The following is a 15,479-nucleotide window of genomic DNA, read 5'->3' on the forward strand; positions in this document are numbered from 1 at the left end:
GAGTCTCCTCCTTTCAAGGACTGGCTGAACCGGGCTCCTATCTACCCAGCCAAGAGGTGCAATCTACCCATGGGGCAGTTTTTGGCCAGGATGAATCGACGGAATATTGAACGTTCTTGTTGTATACGAGCCGCTGGTGACGCGGGTTCACTCCAGTGACCTGACAGCTGGGGTGCCATGTACGCCCAACTGAATTGACGCAAAATACTATGATGTACCACTTGGGTGCCCTTGACGTTGACGCACCTCCTGACTCATTTTTCTCCAGGTGTCTCCCGCGTCCCCTATCGAAGGGTGTGGCACGTGATTAAGCACGGCACGACTGATGGCGAATCCGGCTCGAAGCCCGTGAGAGTCAACTCCTGGAACGGCTGGGACCCTTTGCGCCATGTCATCGTCGGCAGGGCCGACGAGGCCGTGGTCCAGGCGCCGGAGCCCGCGGTGCGCCGCGACTTCCCGGATGACGGATTCCCCCTCGGCACCTACGGCCCGATGCCGGCCGACATGACGGCCGAGGCCAATGAACAGCTCGACAACTTCGCCGGCATGCTGACGGCCCGGGGCATCAGGGTGGACCGGCCCACCCCGATCGACTTCAACCAGAAGGTCTCCACCCCGGACTGGTCACAGGAGACCATGTCCGGTTGTATGCCTCCCCGGGACATCCTGCTGACCGTGGGCAGCGAGGTCCTGGAAGCGACGATGTCCTACCGCAGCCGCTGGTTCGAATACCTCGCCTACCGGCCGATCCTCCAGGAGCTCTTCGACTCCGACGACCGGATGCGCTGGGAGTCCGCGCCCAAGCCGCGGCTGACCGACGCGAGTTACCACACCGAATTCTGGGACACCTACAACCAGTTGCCCACCGATGTCCAGCTCGCCCGGGTCAGGGACTACGATCTGGTCCTCACCGAGGAGGAGCCCCTCTTCGACGCCGCCGATGTGGCCCGGTTCGGCAAGGACCTCTTCGTCCAGCTCTCCTTTGTGACCAACCGCGGCGGCTTCAAGTGGCTCAAGCGCCACTTCCCCGACCACCGGGTGCATGCCGTCACCTCCACCAATACCCACCCGCTCCACATCGACGCGACCTGGGTGCCGCTGCGCCCGGGGCTGGTGCTGCACTGCGGTGAGCGCCTGGCCGACGCGGAGCTGATGGAGTTCTTCAAGCTCAATGACTGGGAGATCATCGAGGCCGTCCAGCCCGCCAGCTGGGACCACCCGCCGAAGCTCTCCTACTGCTCGCCCTGGCTGGCCGGCAACATGCTGAACCTCGATCAGAACACCCTCTGCATCGAGGAGAAGGAGGTCAGGCTCTCCGAGCAGCTCGCCGGCTACGGCTTCGAGATCGTCCCGGTGCCGTTCCGCGCGGTCGGCCCCTTCGGCGGCGGTCTGCACTGCGCCACCGTCGACATCGAGCGCGACGGCGACTGCGAGGACTACTTCCCGCGCCGCCACGGACGGTACTGATCCGGTGGGCACCGTACGAGACCGGCGGGCCGCGCGGCCCGGACGGGTTCCCGGCGTCAAGGCCGTGATCTTCGACTTCTACGGCACGCTGGTCCGTATGGTGCCCCCGCTGCCGCGCAGCCATGAGTCCATTCTGCGCGCCCGGGGTCTCCACGAGGCCGCGGAGCGCTGGGGCGACCAGTGGTCGGTCGGCCCCGGCGACGGCGAGGACCACACCGCCCACTCCGGCAGCGAGGAGTCCTATCTGGCCTGGGAGCGGGGACGCCTGCGGGAGCGGGCCATCGCCTGTGGCGTACCCCGCGAGCTGGCCGGCGAGCTCGCCGCCGAGGTGGACGCCTCCATCAAGAGCCTGCGGCTGGAGCTCTTCGGCGATGTCACGGCCGCGCTCGCGGAGCTCCGCGAGCGCGGTCTCACCGTCGCCCTCTGCTCCAACTGGTTCTGGGATCTGGAACGCGCCGCCGACGAGGCCGGACTCGCCGGGCTGATCGATGTGGCGGTCACCTCAGCCCGCGCCGGGGCCCGCAAACCGCATCCCCTGATCTACCGGACCGTGCTCGGCGAGTGCGGTGTGGATCCCGGGGACGCCCTGTTCGTCGGGGACATGTGGCAGGCGGACGTGGCCGGCCCGCTCGCCCAGGGGATGCGGGCGGTCCATCTGTGGCGGCCCGACCGGGCGGTGGAGGGCGAGGCCCCGCCGCTGCCCGGCCGGGCCGCGCGGATCACCGGACTGGAGGAGCTGTCCGGTCTGCTGTGACCGGGCGCCCGCCGCCGCCCGCCACCCCGCCGGAACCCTCCGGCGGGGTCCGGTGCGAGAGCCGGTCGAGCACATTCCGCGTCACCCGGACGACTCCGGGGTCCTCCTCACGGCCGCAGACCGTCGGCCAGTCGGTGGTCCCGGCCGTGAACACGGTGCCGCCGGCCGTGTGGATCCCCATGGTGGCCGCCCGCGGCGAGGTGATCCGCGGTTCGCGTTCCGGGCAGTTCCAGTGACCCCACTTCAGATGGTGAAAACTCTCGTTCACCGGATCCAGGAGAAAGATGCCGAGGATCAGGAACGACTCCGGGGTCCCGTCCTGTCCGGTCGCCCGGGCCACCCCGGCGTCGTCGTACGCGAAGGCCGCGCCGTCGCACTCGTACCCGATCAGCGCCGTACCGGCGCCGAGCGCGTCCGGCTCCCCGCCGTCGGAGCCGTCCCGCAGCCCGGTCCCGGCGAAGACCCAGTGATCGGCATGCTGCACCGTGTACCCGGAGGTCGGCCGGTCGCCCGGCCAGTCGCCGGGCCACATGCCGCCATTGCGGAAGCTCACCCCGGTGAGGGTGTTCTCCGGCTCGCCCACCCCGTCCGGAGGAGCGGGCCACCACAGATCGGTCGCCGGGAGATGCGGATACTCCTCACCCACCCGGTGATCGGTGTCCGAGACGAAAGCGGTGTTCCCATCCGTCAGATGAACCCGCCACCAGGCGGTGTTCGCACTGAAGTACGCCACATTCCCGCCCCCGCGCACATGCGCGGTGACCCGGTCGCGCATCTCCGCGCTCCAGTACTCGTCGTGTCCGACGCTGAGCAGCAGATCGTACGGGGCGAGCAGTTCCGGATCCTCGTGCAGATCGAGGTCGGTGCAGTACTCGACCCGGTAGCCGGAGCGCTCCAGCCAGGCGATGAACGGAGCGTCCCAGTAGGCGAGATCGATCACCCCGCCCGGACGGTGCATGCTCAGCTTGTGCCCGCGCGGTCGGCCCTCCCCGCCCTCGTCCCAGACCGGGTTCTCGTAGAAGTTGGAGTCCCGGGACATCCCCTCGTTGTCCGAGCGGTTGTACGCGTGACGGGTGAAGGTGGACTTCTTGTAGAGGATCCGGCCGTACGAGCCCGGCCGGCGCGGGCGGACGATGAAGAACTCGCGGGCGAACCCCTCGATCCCGGTGTCGTCCAGCAGCGGCACCGCGCGGGCCCGCTCCTCGTCGCCCTCCACGAGATGGGCCAGATAGATGCCCGGCGGCCACTCCTCGGGTATTCGGTACTCGTACGGCGGCAGGTTCCAGGCCGCGGCGGGCGAGGCATGTCCGGCCACCCCGTCCGGATGCGGCGGCGGATTCCGCAGCTCGCCCGGGAACACCGCCGACTCGGCCATGAACTCCAGCTCGCTCCCCAGCCGGTGGAAACGCACCCGGAACTCCGGCGCATCGGTGGATACATGGAGTGTGAGAACCTCGCCGGCCGTTACGCTCTCGCGGCTCGGATAACCTTCGATCATATGCCCTCCCCGGTGATCGTCCACGCATTTCGCGACAGACGCCGGAGTTGATGCTAAATGATCTCCATGGCTCATACAACAGAGGTGGCTGAGATCAGACTTTGATGGTTCGATTCAGGACAGGAAAGCTTGTTCGCGAATGGTCGCGCAAAAATTCGGGTAGCGCGGCTGCACAGGAAACCGGGCGCTCTTGAGGGGATGTCACAATGGGCAGTGAATTCAGGGTTAGGGACCTTGTCCTGGGGATTGAGGGTCTGGCGCTGCTGCGCAATGCCATGGAGGGGGACGAGCGGTTTCTCGACGCGCGCGTCGAGGAGATCAGGAAATTCGCGGCGGGCGCGGGGGAGGGGCTGCCGGACGGCGGCGCCGCCGTGAGCGAGCTGGACGCCTCGGCCGGGTACGCGGCCTGGTCGAAGGTCTACGACTCCCTGCCCAGCTCCTACATCGAGGTCGAGGAGCCGGTGGTGCACGCCCTGCTCGACCGGGGTCCGGTGGGCACCGCGCTGGACGCCGCCTGCGGCACCGGGCGCACCACCGCGGCGCTCACCGCCCGCGGTTACCGCACCATAGGGGTGGACCAGTCGCCCGAGATGCTGGCACACGCCCGGCGGAAGGCGCCGGCGGCGGAGTTCCGCGAGGGGCGGCTGGAGGCCCTTCCGCTGGAGGACGCCTCCGTGGACCTGGCCATCAGCACCCTCGCCCTGACCCATCTCCCCGACCTGCGGCCGGGCATCGCCGAACTGGCGCGAGTGGTCCGCCCCGGGGGCCGGGTCATCGTCACCGATATGCATCCCTTTGTGATCGCACTCCAGGGGCAGTGCGTTTTCGTCGAGGGCGGCGACCGGCTCGCCTTTGTGCGCAACCATGTGCATCTTGCCGGGGATTACATCGCGGCGTTCGCCGCCGCCGGGCTGACCGTGCGGGCCTGTGTCGAGCCGGTGTTCAATGGCCGGCTCGCCCCCGGCGGGTACGAGGAATTCATCGCGGATGCGGCACGCGCGGCATGGGACGGGCTGCCCATTGTTGTTGTCTGGGAGGCCGTCAAGGCGCCGAATCCGGTGTGACGGCCTGAGCCGTGATGGTCCGATTGGAAGTCTGAGAGGAAGAAAACCTGCTGTGGCGACAAAAATTGTAAATTATTCGGAGCGGCCCGAGCTCTGGGACAAAATTCCCGAGGTGTTCGCCGGGGTGGTCCCCGAATACAATCTGCACGGCGACATCAATGAAACCCATTGGAATCGCCTCTTCGACGACTTCGGCGACCACCAGTTCATTCTGCTCGACACGGAGACGGACGACATACTCGGTGCCGGACGCTCGCTGCCCCGCACCTGGGACGGCACCCCCGAGGGCCTGGGCACCGGACTCGACGAGTCGATCGCCGACGCCTTCCGCGATCTGGACGCCGGCCGCAAACCCACCGCGCTCTGCGCGCTCGGTGTCGAGGTGGCCCCCGCCCATCAGGGCCGCAACCTCTCCAGCGCGCTGCTCGGCCGGATGAAGGAGATCGCCCGGGCGGACGGACTCGACCATCTGATCGTGCCCGTCCGGCCCATCTGGAAGCACCGCTATCCGCTGGTCCCCATCGAGCGGTACGCGACCTGGACCCGGGACGACGGAGAGCCCTTCGACCCCTGGATCCGCGCCCAGGTCCGGATCGGCGGCACCATCGCCGCCACCGTGGAGCAGTCCTCACGCATCACGGGCACCGTCGCCGAGTGGGAGTCCTGGACCGGTATGGCCTTCCCGGAGGACGGCGAGTACGTCTTCCCGCAGGGACTCGCCACCCTCCGGGTGGACCGCGCGGAGGACCGGGGCTCCTACTGGGAGCCCGGGGTGTGGATCATCCACGAGGCAGGGGATCCCCCGCCGGCATCCGGTCCCCGGACCTGACGGCGCTCCAGGCGTACGCGGAGAGCAGGTCCGTGTGCGCCTGGGTCACCTCGGGCCGCCGCTCCGGCGGCAGCCCGGCGAGCCCCACGGTGGAGACCGCCGCCGCCCGCAGCCGCCTGCCCGCCGGGTCCGGCACCACCGGTTCCGGCGCGTACCGGCGGGCCGCGGCGGCGGCCTGCCGCCCCAGCAGCAGACAGTGGATCCACAGCTCGTCCGCGAACGAGGCGCCGTAGAGATCGGCCACCGCCGCCGCGGCGTCCTCGCCCCGCTCCCGGCGCATCACCTTCACCACCTCGGCCTCGGTGAGCTCGGTGTGCCCCAGCGCCTCCCGCCAGGTGAAGTGGTTGCGGGCATCGGGGCCGGCGTCCTGGCCGGGCAGCCGGACGAAGCCCTCCCCGTACCGCATGTACGGCAGCCAGCCGAGCTCCTCCAGCACCCAGCCCGACAGCAGCGCGGGGCGCGCGTCGGCCGATTCGGCGGGGCAGACCGCGCGGCGGACGCCCTGGGCCGCATGGCCGTTGATGCTGCTGGTGCCGATGTGCTCGGTCACCGTCGGGACCGCCAGCAGCGCGGCGGCCCCGCCCGTGCCGCCCGGCCCGCGGCTCCGGAGGAACGCCGCCATCACCTCGTCGTCGTGCCGGTCGGCGCTCCGCTCCGCGTACCGCCGGAACTCCGCGGCCATGGCGACCGGCAGACAGATCGCCAGCGTCGGGGTGAACTCCTCCGGCACGGCGCGCACCCAGCCCGCCCCGGCCAGCGCGGCGAGCCGCGCGGCGGCGCCGTTGCGGGCATGCCAGTTGGTGTAGTACGCCAGCGCCTCGCCGGGGAAACGGTCGGCGCAGCCGGCGACCAGATCCAGCAGATCGACGGGCGCGGCCACATCGTCCTGGATCATCAGATGGTGGGTGGCGCCGTCGCCGGTCCTGGACCAGGCGACCAGCGCGGTGCGCAGGGCGGAGGGATCGTCGTCCGGCGCGGGATCGAGTGCGATACCCCCCAGCCCCAGACGTACGCACATCTCCTCGGCCTGGGCGCGGCGGACCGGATGCGTCATGACGGCCGAACTGACGCGTGCTGCGGGCATCGGGGCACTCCTTCAGCCATGATCAGGGAAGATCTTCCGTGCTGATCATGGCCGAACTCCATGGGGCTGCCGCGACGGCCGGTATGACGAAGGCCAAAAACGGCCGCTCGCTGACCCGAATCGCCTTCTTGCGCCAGGGACGTTGCGTCAGGGACGTAAGGAGGGGTGCCCGCAGGTCCGGGTCCTGATGTCGCGATCGGCGACCGCGCACCGCTGCCTGCGCCTGCGCCGCTCCGGATTCCCGGCCGCGTCGGGGGCGGACTCACCGCCGTACCCGAGCGCGGCCCAGGTACAGCCGATCACGATGAGCGCGAGGGTCACATCCGCGCAGAGCAGGGCGACCATGTCCAGCTCCAGGAAGAGATGGACCGCCGCCACCTCCAGCCCGAGGAAGGCCAGTGCGGAGCCCAGGAGCACATACCTTTTGTTCCGGTTCATTTGTGGGGGACCTCTCCGGAAGGGCGGGCCGATGGGGGGATACGCCCGCGCGAACGACGTATACCCATCGTCCACGCCTTCGATCCCGCCGTTCCGCTCTTCGCTGAAACAGCCCCATTCCGGGGCCTGTTGGTGTCCCCGGCCGGGTACCGCTCCGGTCCGCCCGGGGAGCCGGCCGGAGCCGGGGGCCGGGCTTGACCCTGACGTGCGGGGCAGGGTTTACCTTCACCGCACCGCGCGCCGGACATCCGCCGAGCCGCCCTCCCCGAGCCCCCCGGAGCCCCTGTATGAGCACGGTCCTGCCCCGTACCGGCCGCGAAGTCCGGCTCGCCCGCGTCCCCGAGGGGCTGCCCACCCCGCACCACTTCGCCGTCGCCGAGACCCCGCTGCCCGAGCCGCGAGCGGGCCACGTACTCGTCAGGAACAGCCACTTCCTGGTCTTCCCCGGTCTGCGCACCCTCATCGGCGGGGAGACCGACGGAGTGCCGCTGCCTCCGCTGCGCGCCGGTGACACCCTCTTCGGCCCCGCCGTCGGCGAGGTCGCCGCCGCCCCCGCCGGCGGTCCGCTGCGCACGGGCGACGCCGTGGCACACCTGCGCGGCTGGCGGGAGTACGCCCTGGTCCCCGCCGCCGAGTGCACTCCGCTGGGCGGCGCGCTGCCCGATCCGGTCGCGCACCTCAACCAGGGAGTGGCGGCATACGGTGCGCTGACCCGCCTCGCCGGAGTCCGCGCGGGCGACGTGGTCCTGGTCACCGGCGCGGCGGGCGCGGTGGGCTCCCTGGCGGGGCAGATCGCCCGGCTGCTGGGCGCCGGCCGGGTGATCGGCAGCACCGGCTCGCCCCGGAAGGCGGAGCGGCTGGTCTCCGAGCTGGGGTACGACGCGGTCGTGGTGCGGGGGGCCGGACCGATCGCGGATCAGCTCGCCGAGGCGGCGCCCGGGGGCATCGACGTCCTGGTGGACACCGTCGCGGGCGACCAGCTGGCCGCCGCGGTCGGCGCGGCACGGCAGGGCGCGCGCTTCGCCGTGGTGGGAGCCCTGTCGGGACAGCTGTCGGCCCGCCGGGCCGGCGGCAGCGCGCCGACGGAGATCGACGCCTTCCGGCTCGTGGTCAAGGGCATCTCGCTGCTCGGCTACAGCGGTGCGGACCACCCCGGTGTGGCGGAGGAGTGGACCCGCCGCTTCGGCGAATGGCTGCGGAACGGCGCCATCACCTTCCCGCACACGCGGATCGCGGGCATTGACCGGGCACCGTCGGCGTTGCGGGAATTGATCGAGGGCCGCCACTTCGGCGCGGTCACGGTGGAGTTGTAGCCCGGCGGCGCGGCGGACGCGGACGGCCGGAGACGGGAGCGGACACGGTGCGGATCGGTGAAGCGGCGGCAGCGGCCGGAACCACACCCAGAGCACTGCGCTTCTACGAGCAGCGCGGATTGCTGCCCCCGCCCGCCCGCACGGCGTCGGGCCTGCGGGAGTACGGCCCCGGCGAGGTCGCGCGGGTCCGGGTCATCCGCGAGCTGCTGGCCCTCGGGCTCACCGTCGCGGATCTGGCCGTATGCGCGGACCGCCTCCATCTGCTGACCGAGGACCCGCCGCCGCGCTGCGGCGCCGCCGGACCGGACGCGGCCCCCTCCGGGGTCGTCGGCCGGAGACTCGCCGCCCTCGACGCCGAGATCGCCCGGCTGACCGAGCTCCGCGACAGCCTCGCCCGGCGGGCCGCCGGGGAGTGACACCGGCCAGGGGAGGCCGGACTGCCCTCCCGTCCGGCTCCCGACCCCCGGTGTCACGGCCCGCCCCGCCGGAGGACGCCCGGCGCACGCCGCCCCGGCAGGGTGCGCGGCCGGTGTCCGGGGCCCTCCGCCGGAGTGACCGGCGCGGGTCCGGCGCGGGAGCGGAGTGCGTACGCGCGGCCCGCGCATGCTCCCCGGCGGGATCCCGTGCGCGGCCGGTTGACCCGACTCGCCCGCCCGCCGCGCCGCGGGTCCGGCTTGACGCCCCGCCGGATGGGTAGCAGCCAGCAATGCGGATGGGTGTACTGGATATTGGTTCCACGACCGTACGGCTGGTGGTGGCGGACGCCGGGGGCGCGCTGCCGCTGCCCGTGCACACGGCCAAGCGCAGGCTCAGACTCGCGGACCACGTCGGACCGGACCGGGAACTGCCCCCCGAACAGGTGGCACGGATCGTCGACGCCGTGGTCGCGGCCCGCGCGGAGGGCGCCCTGTGGGGTGTGGACCAGCCGCTCGCCTTCGCCACCGCGATCGTGCGCGACGCGCCCAACCGGGACGAGGTCCTGCGGGCCGTGCGGGCCGGTTCCGGGGTGGCGCTGCACACGCTGTCCGGCGAGACCGAGGCGGAGCTCACCTTTCTCGCCGCGCGGCGGTGGATGGGCTGGCAGGCGGGGCCGCTGGTGATGCTCGACATCGGCGGCGGTTCGCTGGAGGTCGCCTTCGGCCGGTCCCGGATGCCGGACTACGCCGTATCGCTGCCGCTCGGCGCCGGCCTGCTGACCCGGGACTTCTTCGGCGACCAGGATCCGCCGTCCCGGCGCGCCTGCAAGGCGGTCCGCCGGCATGCGCGGCATCAGCTGCGGGACGCGGCCACCCGCATCCGCTGGGAGGGGCCGCGCACGGCGGTCGCCACCTCGCGCACCTTTCAGCAGCTCGGCAGATTGTGCGGCGCCCCGCCGGGCAGATTCGGGCCCTTCGTGCCCCGCCATCTGAGCGCCGCCGATCTGCGGCTGGCCCTTCCCCGGCTGCGCCGGCTGACCACCGCCGAGCGCGCGGGGCTGCCCGGGATCTCCCCGGCCAGGTCCTGGCAGAGCCTGGCCGGCGCGCTGGTCGCGCACACGGCGATGGCGCTGATGAACATCGACCGGCTGACCATCTGCCCGTGGGGTCTGCGCGACGGGGTGCTGCTGCGCTGCATCGAGGAGGGGAACACCGAATGGTGGTTCCGCACCGCCCGGGGCGAGGACCCCCCGTCCGGTGCGGAGACCCCCGCACTCCAGCTCCTGCCGCGCGGGTGACCCGGCGGCACGGCGCCCCGCCCGCCGCTTCCCCGCGCGCGGGCCGGGACACCGGGGCATACTCTGAGCAGGGCGGTTCTGTGCTCAACAGCCCTGTCCGGGGTTGAGCCGCCCCGTTCCGGAGGTCACCATGGACGTCCTGGTACTGATCGGGCGCATCCTCTTCGTACTGCTCTTCCTCAACTCCGCCGTCGGGCATCTCACCATGACCCGGACGCTCGCCGGGTATGCCGAGTCCCGAGGGGTCCCGGCCGCCTTCGCCGCCACCGCGGGCAGCGGAGTGCTGATGGCGGCGGGCGCGCTCAGTGTGCTGCTGGGCGTCTGGGCCGATCTCGGCGCGCTGCTGCTGGCGGTCTTCCTCTTCCCGACGGCGCTGCTGATGCACGCCTTCTGGAAGGAGGGCGACGCGCAGGCCCGGCAGACGGAGACGGTCGCCTTCCTCAAGGACATCTCGCTGGGCGGAGCCGCGCTGATGCTGATCGCCTTCTTCTCGTACGCGGGCCACGATCTCGGCCTGACGATCACCGGTCCGCTCTTCCGCATCTCCTGACCCGGCGGCGGCCGGGCGCCGCCGGGCCGGAACAGCGCTGGGGCCCGTCCACCCACCGGACGGGCCCCAGCGGCATCCTCGGCGCGGGATCAGACGATCTGGTCCGAGAGCTCCGCCTGCTCACGGGCGGAGCCGTAGGCCTGCGGGGTGCTGTACGAGCGGCGCGCCACGAACCACCAGGCGGTCGCCAGCGTCAGTACCGCGACCAGGGCGATCGACGCGTAGTTCATGGTGTCGACCGTGACCGGGTTGGACTGCGGCAGCAGGAAGAGCACCGTCACGACCACCACCCAGGCCACCGCGACCCAGCCGATCGGCTTGCTCCACTTGCCCAGGCTCCACGGTCCCGGCTGCCAGCGGTCGCCCGCCCGCAGCTTCAGATAGACCGGGATGATGTACGCGGGGGTGATACCGATGACATTGATCGCGGTCACCGCGCCATAGGCGGTGGCCGAGTAGAGCGAGGGAAGCGCGAGCAGGGCGGCGCAGCCGACCGCCAGCCAGACCGCGGGCACCGGGGTCTGCGTCTTGGCGCTGACCTTGCGCCAGATCGCCGAGCCGGGGAGGGCGTTGTCACGGCTGAAGGCGAAGACCATCCGGCTGGCGGCGGCGACCTCGGCGTTGCCGCAGAAGAGCTGCGCCACGATGACGATCAGCAGCAGGGCCGAGGCCCCGCCCGTGCCCAGTGCGTCGATCATGATCTGGGCGGGTGCCACACCCGTCTTGGAGTTCAGCGCCCCGGTGTAGTCCTGGATGGCGAAGGTCAGACCCGCGAGCAGCGCGAAACCGGCGATCCAGGAGACCCAGATCGCGCGGACGATGCCCTTGGCGGCGGTGACGGACGCGTTGGAGGTCTCCTCCGACAGATGCGCGGAGGCGTCGTAGCCGGAGAAGGTGTACTGAGCCAGCAGCAGACCGATCGCCGCCACGTAGAGCGGGTTCTCCCAGCCGGTGTTGTTCACGAACTCGGTGAAGACGTACTCCGGCGACTGGTGGTTCTTGGGCACGACGGCCAGCACGCCGACGATGATGCCGACACCGATGAGGTGCCACCACACGCTGATCGAGTTGAGCACGCTGACGAGCTTCACGCCGAAGAGGTTGAGCGTGGCGTGGAGCAGCAGAATGATCAGGAAGATGACCATCGTGGAACCGGGCGTCGGGTCGAAGCCCCACTGAAGGTTCAGGAACGCGCCGGTGAACAGGGCGGCGCCGTAGTCGATACCGGCGATCGCGCCCAGCAGACCCAGCAGATTGAGCCAGCCGGTGTACCAGCCCCACTTGCGGCCGCCGAGCCGGTCGGCCATGTAGTAGAGCGCGCCCGAGGTCGGATAGGCGCTGGTCACCTCGGCGAGAGCCATGCCGACGCAGAGGACGAAGAAGCCGACGGCGATCCAGCCCCAGAGCATGACGGCCGGGCCGCCGGTGTTCATGCCGAAGCTGTACAGCGTCATGCAGCCGGAGAGGACGGAGATGACGGAGAAGCTGATCGCGAAGTTCCCGAAGCCGCCCATGCGGCGGGCCAGCACCGGCTGATAGCCGAGCTCTCTCAGTCTCTCCTCCTCGTCCACCGGGGACTTGGGATCAGGACTCGACCAATTCGGGGACTTTGGTGAAGATATGGACATGTGGATGAACCTCCGGGGGGAAAGGCCATGTGCGCTGAACGGTTGGTGGGTGGTGGTACGGAGTGAGCCGTACCCGGTGGGGTGGCCGGTCCGCTACCAGGGGTAACGGCCCTACTGTGTGGCCGGCCCGCACACGGGGTGGTGCGGATGGTGAACCCGCGCCGGGGAAGGCGCGGAGGCCGTGTGGACACGTGTCCACACGGAGCGGTGCGCGGATCGGGCCCGCGCCGTTCTCCGGTACGGGCTCGGCCCGCACCGGTCCTGCGCCCGTCCGTCCGCGCGGGGGCGCGGGGGACGGTGGTACACGGCGAGAGGTCCGCGCCGATGGGGACGGCGGACCCGCCGCTGCCCGGGGGAGGGGTCAGCCGGCGCCGCGGGCGGCGCTGAGACACCGGCCGCGGGCGCGGAGGAAGACTTCCTCCGCCAGGGCCGGATCCCCCGGACTCTGGGACCGGTAGAGCCATGGCGGTGCCGTGAAGTACGGCCCCAGCGAGGTGAACACCCGCCCCGCCTCGGCGAACTTCCCGGCACCCCAGAGCGCGTGGGCCAGATGGTTCAGATCGAGCAGCGACGCCTCGGCTGGATTGGTGTGATCGAACCACCCCTCCAGCGCCAGCAGCGCCTCACGGGTGGCGTCGTCCGTCACCCAGTGCAGATCCAGTGCCCGCTCGTGTCCCTTGTCGCGGCGGTACCGCTCGACCCGGACATGGAGCGGCAGCGCCAGCAGCGCCGAACCCGCCGGTGCCGCGGAAGCCGCCCACTGCACGAAGTTCACCGCCTCCGACAGATGGCCGCCCGACCTGCGCGCGTACACGAACTGAAGCATCCGGTGGTACGCCTCGCGGTTGTACGGATCCCGCTTGTGCGCCTCCGCCAGCAGACCCCACGGACCGGGGAACAGCATCGGCCCCGGCGGTATCTGCCGGTGCTCCTCCAGCCGCTGTTTCTCGTCGAGCTGCGAGAGCGCCAGCAGACACACCCACGGCACCGGATCGTCCGGCCCCTGATGGGCGGCGATCCTGCATGCCTCCCATGCCTCGTGCCACAACTCCTGGGTACGCGAATGGTTCTCCCGATGGGCCCGCAGTGCCCGCTCGACCGCCACCCGGCACTGCATCACCATTCCGGCGAGCGAGCCGGGTTCCTCGGTGCGCCATGCCTGGATCGCGTCCGAGCCCGCGGCGACCGCCGCGAGCACCTGCGTCCGCTGCGTCCACACGGCCCAACTGCTGGTCGAATGAAGCAGATTGCGCATCGAAAGCCAGCGGCCCGTCCTTAAGTCCTGCATGGCGGTGCGCAGTTCATTGTCATGGCCTGCCGGGTGGTAAACCGGGCGGAACTGATCCTGGGACATCAGTCCGCCGCCGCCCCCGTCGGTCTGCGTCGGCGCGGATGTCGCAAAAAGGTCGTCATGGGTCCTCATAGGGACAGGTGGGGGGTTGGCTGGGGTGGAGATCGCAATCCACTCCCGGTATGCGCGCCGATCTTACTCAACCAATCGAATACGACAAGAAGTTGATGCGGATCGGTCACATCGTGGAACGGTCGGAGCAAATTCAAGAGGATTTGACATCTCTTGACGAAGACCGTCACCTGCTCCACCCTGTCATGTCGTCAATGATCGGGAACCACCCGGGTGTTCATCCGGACACCCGGCACCTCCGGAAAGAACATGGTGGCCGATGCCAAGCGCCGTACTCGCCGTCGATCAGGGCACCTCCGGCACCAAAGCCCTGGTCATCTGCCCCGAACGCGGAGTCATCGGAACCGGCTCCGCACCCGTCGCCCCGCGCCACGGCAGCGGCGGCAGCGTCGAGGCCGACCCCCGGCAACTCCTCTCCTCCGTCATCGACGCCGGCCGCCTGGCACTCGCCGAGGCGGGCGAACCGGTCGCGGCCGTCGGACTCGCCAATCAGGGGGAGACCGTCCTGGCCTGGGACCCCGGAACCGGCACCCCCCTCACCGAGGCCATCGTCTGGCAGGACCGCCGCGCCGCACCGCTCTGCGCGGAACTCGCCCCGCACGCCGCGACGCTGAACCGGATCACCGGGCTCCCCCTCGACCCGTACTTCGCCGCCCCCAAAATGGCCTGGATACGGCGCGAGCTCACCCGGGAGGGCGTGGTCACCACCACCGACTCATGGCTCGTCCACCAGCTCACCGGCGCCTTCGTCACCGACGCCGCCACCGCCGGCCGCACCCAGCTCCTCGACCTGGAGAAGGTCGCCTGGTCGCCGGAGGCCCTCGGAGTCTTCGGACTGGAGGGCGAACGGCTTCCCGAAGTCGTCGACTGCGCCGGAGGCTTCGGCACCACCACCGCCTTCGGGCCGGCGCTTCCCCTCACCGGACTTCTCGTCGACCAGCAGGCCGCCCTCCTCGCCCAGAGCGTCACCCGCCCCGGCACCGCCAAATGCACCTACGGCACCGGCGCCTTCCTGCTCGCCCAGACCGGGGAGACCCCGCGCCGCACCGCCGGCGGCCTGGTCAGCTGTGTCGCCTGGCGCTTCGGCGGCCGGACCAGCTACTGCCTCGACGGACAGGTCTACACCGTCGCCTCCGCCGTCCGCTGGCTCACCGAACTCGGTGTCATCTCCGGCGCCGCCGACCTCGACCCGGTCGGCTCCGCCGTACCCGACAGCGGAGGCGTCACCTTCGTCCCCGCACTCGCCGGACTCGCCGCCCCCTGGTGGCGCGGCGACCTCCGCGGCTCCCTCACCGGCCTCGGCCTCGACACCGGCCCCGGCCAGCTCGTCCGGGCCCTGTGCGAGGGCATCGCCGCACAGATCGCCGAGCTCGCCGACGCCGTCGCCGCCGACCTCGGCGAACCCCTCACCACCCTGCGGGTCGACGGCGGACTCACCAGATCCGCCCTGCTGATGCAGACCCAGGCCGATCTGCTCCAACGGCCGGTGGAGGTCTCCGCACTGCCCGACGCCACCGCCCTCGGCGTCGGTGCCGTCGCCCGGCTCGGCGCGGAACCCGGCCTCACCGCCGAGGAGGCCGTCCCCGCCTGGCGGCCCTCCGCCGTCTACGAGCCCGCGATCGGCGCGGCGGAGGCCGCCGACCGCCTCGGACGCTTCCGCGCCGAGGTGACCGCCCTCCTCGCGCGGACGCCCGAAACCACCCGGGTACCTTGATCA

14 protein-coding genes are annotated in these 15,479 nt (G+C 71.0%); 9 read left to right on the plus strand and 5 right to left on the minus strand.

Features of this window, described 5'->3' with window-relative positions; translation table 11 throughout:
• The first annotated feature begins 303 nt into the window (after window positions 1-303).
• Window positions 304-1,467, plus strand: coding sequence for a serine/threonine protein kinase (locus tag AAFN69_RS07395; protein ID WP_347727506.1), 1,164 nt, complete (start codon window positions 304-306; stop codon window positions 1,465-1,467).
• 4 nt (window positions 1,468-1,471) lie between these two features.
• Window positions 1,472-2,221 (plus strand): HAD family hydrolase, encoded by a 750-nt coding sequence (locus AAFN69_RS07400; protein ID WP_347727507.1) that lies wholly within the window; start codon window positions 1,472-1,474, stop codon window positions 2,219-2,221.
• On the opposite strand, the gene AAFN69_RS07405 is transcribed toward AAFN69_RS07400, so the two are convergent.
• Complete coding sequence (locus AAFN69_RS07405; protein ID WP_347727508.1) at window positions 2,187-3,719, minus strand: N,N-dimethylformamidase beta subunit family domain-containing protein; 1,533 nt, start codon at window positions 3,717-3,719, stop codon at window positions 2,187-2,189. The genes AAFN69_RS07400 and AAFN69_RS07405 overlap by 35 nt on opposite strands.
• Window positions 3,720-3,925: 206 nt before the next feature.
• On the opposite strand from AAFN69_RS07405, the gene AAFN69_RS07410 reads away from it, so the two are divergent.
• Window positions 3,926-4,783 carry a class I SAM-dependent methyltransferase gene (locus AAFN69_RS07410; RefSeq protein ID WP_347727509.1) on the plus strand — a complete coding sequence of 286 codons (858 nt, stop codon included), beginning with the start codon at window positions 3,926-3,928 and terminating at the stop codon, window positions 4,781-4,783.
• A gap of 52 nt (window positions 4,784-4,835) precedes the next feature.
• Entirely contained in the window at window positions 4,836-5,612 is a 777-nt protein-coding gene (locus AAFN69_RS07415; protein ID WP_347727510.1) for an N-acetyltransferase, read from the plus strand.
• Here AAFN69_RS07415 and AAFN69_RS07420 read toward each other — a convergent pair.
• A complete protein-coding gene (locus AAFN69_RS07420; protein WP_347727511.1) occupies window positions 5,563-6,696 on the minus strand; it encodes a hypothetical protein in 1,134 nt (377 codons plus the stop codon). The genes AAFN69_RS07415 and AAFN69_RS07420 overlap by 50 nt on opposite strands.
• A gap of 147 nt (window positions 6,697-6,843) precedes the next feature.
• Complete coding sequence (locus tag AAFN69_RS07425) at window positions 6,844-7,134, minus strand: hypothetical protein (protein WP_347727512.1); 291 nt, start codon at window positions 7,132-7,134, stop codon at window positions 6,844-6,846.
• A 287-nt stretch (window positions 7,135-7,421) separates the two neighbouring features.
• On the opposite strand from AAFN69_RS07425, the gene AAFN69_RS07430 reads away from it, so the two are divergent.
• From AAFN69_RS07430 to AAFN69_RS07445, 4 genes are all read left to right on the plus strand, one after another.
• On the plus strand, window positions 7,422-8,447 hold the full coding sequence (locus AAFN69_RS07430) for an NADP-dependent oxidoreductase (RefSeq protein WP_347727513.1): 1,026 nt from the start codon (window positions 7,422-7,424) through the stop codon (window positions 8,445-8,447).
• 47 nt (window positions 8,448-8,494) lie between these two features.
• Window positions 8,495-8,863: a MerR family transcriptional regulator gene (locus AAFN69_RS07435; protein WP_347727514.1), complete on the plus strand. Its 369-nt coding sequence runs from the start codon at window positions 8,495-8,497 to the stop codon at window positions 8,861-8,863.
• Window positions 8,864-9,153: 290 nt separating this feature from the next.
• Window positions 9,154-10,161: a Ppx/GppA family phosphatase gene (locus AAFN69_RS07440; RefSeq protein ID WP_347727515.1), complete on the plus strand. Its 1,008-nt coding sequence runs from the start codon at window positions 9,154-9,156 to the stop codon at window positions 10,159-10,161.
• 130 nt (window positions 10,162-10,291) lie between these two features.
• A complete protein-coding gene (locus tag AAFN69_RS07445) occupies window positions 10,292-10,711 on the plus strand; it encodes a DoxX family protein (RefSeq protein WP_347727516.1) in 420 nt (139 codons plus the stop codon).
• Between the two features lie 89 nt (window positions 10,712-10,800).
• On the opposite strand, the gene AAFN69_RS07450 is transcribed toward AAFN69_RS07445, so the two are convergent.
• Window positions 10,801-12,339 carry an amino acid permease gene (locus AAFN69_RS07450; protein WP_347727517.1) on the minus strand — a complete coding sequence of 513 codons (1,539 nt, stop codon included), beginning with the start codon at window positions 12,337-12,339 and terminating at the stop codon, window positions 10,801-10,803.
• Window positions 12,340-12,700: 361 nt separating this feature from the next.
• The gene (locus AAFN69_RS07455) at window positions 12,701-13,693 is read right to left on the minus strand and encodes a hypothetical protein (RefSeq protein ID WP_347727518.1); all 993 of its coding nucleotides are present in this window, start codon (window positions 13,691-13,693) and stop codon (window positions 12,701-12,703) included.
• Window positions 13,694-14,021: 328 nt separating this feature from the next.
• Here AAFN69_RS07455 and AAFN69_RS07460 point away from each other — a divergent pair, with 328 nt between their 5' ends.
• Window positions 14,022-15,476 (plus strand): FGGY family carbohydrate kinase, encoded by a 1,455-nt coding sequence (locus AAFN69_RS07460; RefSeq protein WP_347727519.1) that lies wholly within the window; start codon window positions 14,022-14,024, stop codon window positions 15,474-15,476.
• The last annotated feature ends 3 nt before the right edge of the window (window positions 15,477-15,479 follow it).

The sequence above is a fragment of the Streptomyces sp. CAU 1734 genome (assembly GCF_039888735.1).
GTDB lineage: Bacteria > Actinomycetota > Actinomycetes > Streptomycetales > Streptomycetaceae > Streptomyces.